Source organism: Paenibacillus artemisiicola (genome assembly GCF_017652985.1).
GTDB classification, from domain to species: domain Bacteria; phylum Bacillota; class Bacilli; order Paenibacillales; family Paenibacillaceae; genus Paenibacillus_Z; species Paenibacillus_Z artemisiicola.
The window spans coordinates 1-3,513 of the sequence record NZ_JAGGDJ010000103.1 but is presented as its reverse complement, the minus strand read 5'-3'; the positions used below and the strand labels follow the sequence as shown (position 1 = coordinate 3,513).

Genomic DNA, 3,513 nt, shown 5'->3' with positions numbered 1-3,513 from the left:
AGCGTAGAGACCGAATTCTCTCTAAACTTACTCCAGTAACAAGATGAATTAAATCTTCTGATTGATTGAGTTGGATCATCTTTCTAACAATGTTATCCTTCGTTGTCCAAATACCAAAATAATGCCCATTATTAAAGCCATCTTCTCGGGCCTCTTCAATATCACTTGATACGGTTCGGATTTCTTCAATATGTTTTCCGAACCACTGCTTTTCTTCAGCATCTAACTCTACGAGTGCTCTCACTTCTAAATTCTCCGTATAAAACGTAATTACTTCGCCTAATTTGATATTAAAAAAAAGGATTTCATCTTCAGTAATTCTGTAGCGAAATGGATCAGGCTCATTAAAGTCAATCTGTAGCCTCTTCATCATCAACCTCCTAATGACCCAGAGATTTGAATCAAGTACCTGCAGTTTGCTATTGAACTAACGTTTCCCGTTAGTTTAAAGAATTATAAGCCACGATTTTTATCGAGCCATTCTTCATTGTTCCAATCAGCCGTCATTCCACCTAATGGTGGGAAATTTAACTTAGCATCGTTTGATTGGACAAACGCCATGAGAATTTTGTTTTGTATCAAAAATCTCCAAGCACTTGTTTGAATGATATCTAATATATGATATGCGATTTCAGGCTGTTTTTCAGCAAAAGCATCATAGTTTTCAAATGCCAAAACAAAACCTTTCTCTCTTGGCTCCATCTCCGATAAACAGTCGTTAAAAGCATCTAAGTTTTGACCATAGTAATCAGGGAACCGAAGCGTACTTGATAACTCATTATGAAAATTTGTGTTATCCCAAGACGAGCAATCAAAACTATATATTTCAAATCCCTCAAGTGCAATTTGCTGATGATATTTGACGAAAATGTCCTTGTTCCAAAATAATTTGACACTACCATCTACAATAAGGTCACGCCAAAGTTCACCATAGTTGTTCATAAAGTTAACTCCCTATATCCATGTTATCACCATTCTAATACCACGATACTTCATTAAGCTATCCTGCCCGTTCGTATTATGAGGTCACCAGAACTTACTGGTCGAACTCTTTTTTGTGTGGTCGTAAGATTGCCGTAGCCGGGGATCGAACGTTCCTGCCCGTGGGACTCGGATCCCGAGAGCTATTCCGTTCATCCCCCCTACTTGTTAAACCATGATTAGGCTAGTTGGGGCAAGACCCCGAATCACATGCGATGATGTGGACGACAAAAAGGTTAGGGGCTACCGGCCAATATTTAAAAGGAGTGGTTAAATGAATCCTGTCATTGGACTGGATGTTTCTAAGGGAGAAAGTCATGCCCAAGCATTCACGAATCGAGGCGTCTCGCACGGAAAAATCTTTCGATTTGAGCATAACCTCGAGGGATTGGCGTCTTTTCTAAACTATGTGCAGGATCTAGAATTCTTTACTGGACTACGTCCGGCAGTCGTGTTAGAAGCAACTGGGCACTATCATAGCCCTATTATTCAATTTCTAGATGAGCATCAATACTTGTATATCGTCATTAATCCTCTGATTTCACATCAAGCAAGAAAAACGAATTTACGCAAGGTGAAAACGGATAGTGCTGACGCATACTAACTTGGGGAATTGTTTTACAAAGAAGAGTTGGAGCCGTACAAAAAACGGGGGCAATTCTTGATGAATTTGCGATATCTGACAAGGCAGCATGATGCTTTAACAGATATGTATGTGCAAGGCAGTTCCAGTCGGTTCTTGATCAGGTCTTTCCGGAATATCGCGGTGTTTTTGGAGACCTGTATTCGAAGGTATCCCTTCGTTTTCTGGTTCTTCACCCTACCTCTTCCTCAGTGCTGACCAAGTCTCTGGATGACATCACAGCGAGGATACAATCTCTTACTGGACGGACAAATTCCGCTTGGGCGCGTGAACGTTCGCTCAAACTAATAGCTGCTGCGGAGCGAAACCCTTTCAGAGAAACAGCTTTTTCAAGCCATCTCATCACTTTGGAACTGCTCATTAATCTGCTTCTACAGTACCAAGAGCATCTAGCCAAACTCGAACAGTCGATAGATGCTCTGGCTGCAGAATTAGTTGAGTATGATTTGATCCAATCGATACCCGGCATTGGCACCAGAATTGCTGCAACAATCCTGGCTGAGGTCGGAGAAATCGATCGATTTGAACACGCAAAAAAGCTCGTTGCATTTGCCGGCGTTGATCCAAGTGTTTTCTCTTCCGGTAAGTTTACAGCAACTCGAAACACGATAACCAAACGCGGTTCAAGAAGGTTGCGAACAACCTTATATCTGGCCGTACGCTGCGGTCTGCGCAGCTCGCGTAACCAGAAACTCCGCACCTTTTACGATAAGAAGCGTGCCGAAGGTAAACCGTTTAAAGTGGCTGTTATTGCTTGCGTGAATAAATTAATCCACTGGATTTTCGCAATTCTAACCAATAAAGAAGCATTTCGCCTGAGCTAACAAGAAACGCTAACCTTCTGAGGAAAACCTTCCCATCCTCCAAAGGATGGTTATTTGGCGTGCTCCTTCAATAGTATAGCATCATGGACTTTATCCATTAAGTTTTAAATATTGACAAGCTATTAGCTAGAATAGCGCAGTGACGGCAGCCGATCGTTCTGATGTCGGCTACCGTCGTGTCATGGTTGAACTATTGTGTCCCGTAGCAGTCGCTTGGCTCAATATTTCGCCAGATCATGCATGACCTGCTGAATTGTTCCAAACGTCGAGTCGGCCGCCGTTTGGCCGGCATAGAGGATCAACAAGAAACGTTGAAGATTGAAGTTCGTTCCTCCTCTATGTCCCCTTGACTCCCACTCATGCATAAGCCTCCCCCATCCTTTCTCCTGCGCCTGCATGGAAGGAAACCCATAGAGCACAAGCTCGCCGCCGTCTTCCAGAATAAACGTCTGAGCTTCGGCATCTATCAGCGAGATCTCATCCGGGTCGTCATACGCCGTCAGATTCAGGCCATTCTCCCTCAAGGCGCGAAGAATATCTTCGCGTGTTACGGCGTCTTGATGCAGAAGAATCAAGGTATCGGCATACCGTTTGCCCGGCTTGGAGGCATGGAAATCAGCAGCTTTAGTCAGAATGACCTTGATTATTTCACCCGTTTTGAAGTCGTTTGCCCTCAGTATGCTGCCGTCTTCATCTCGATAAACGGTCTGTGGCGTAGTTTCGATTCCGCATACGTACCCGATATCCTCGATCGCACCACGCTTACCCCGGTTCATTTCATCTGAGCAATTGACGGATATTCGACCGTTCTCCACGCGCTCGACCGCGCCTTGAAAGGTCTTCGTTTTCTGCTCCCAGCAGCCCGTAAGTGCTACGGCAGCCATAAGCAGCACGACACCGACTCTCTTCACGCAAATCCCTCCTCGATATCCAGTACTACCTTGGACGTGTTGGATACAATAGGGGAACCTTGCAGCGCGAATCACCCCAAAAACCCATATGGTATCGATCTTCGGGGCAAGCGCTTAGTTGAGAAAGGCAGCCATACTTTTGGCTGCCATTGAA

General features: G+C 44.3%; 3 protein-coding genes and 1 pseudogene. 1 reads left to right on the top strand and 3 read right to left on the bottom strand.

The window, feature by feature from the left end; genetic code table 11:
• Together I8J29_RS33250 and I8J29_RS33245 are read right to left on the bottom strand one after the other, a co-directional pair.
• On the bottom strand, positions 1–370 hold a 370-nt coding region (locus I8J29_RS33250), incomplete at its 3' end, for a hypothetical protein (protein WP_208851542.1).
• A gap of 83 nt (positions 371–453) precedes the next feature.
• Entirely contained in the window at positions 454–942 is a 489-nt protein-coding gene (locus tag I8J29_RS33245; protein ID WP_208851541.1) for a barstar family protein, read from the bottom strand.
• 313 nt (positions 943–1,255) lie between these two features.
• On the opposite strand from I8J29_RS33245, the pseudogene I8J29_RS33240 reads away from it, so the two are divergent.
• Positions 1,256–2,448: pseudogene (locus tag I8J29_RS33240) on the top strand (IS110 family RNA-guided transposase).
• 218 nt (positions 2,449–2,666) lie between these two features.
• Here the strand turns inward: I8J29_RS33240 and I8J29_RS33235 are convergent.
• Positions 2,667–3,359: a hypothetical protein gene (locus tag I8J29_RS33235; RefSeq protein WP_208851540.1), complete on the bottom strand. Its 693-nt coding sequence runs from the start codon at positions 3,357–3,359 to the stop codon at positions 2,667–2,669.
• Between the last annotated feature and the right edge of the window lie 154 nt (positions 3,360–3,513).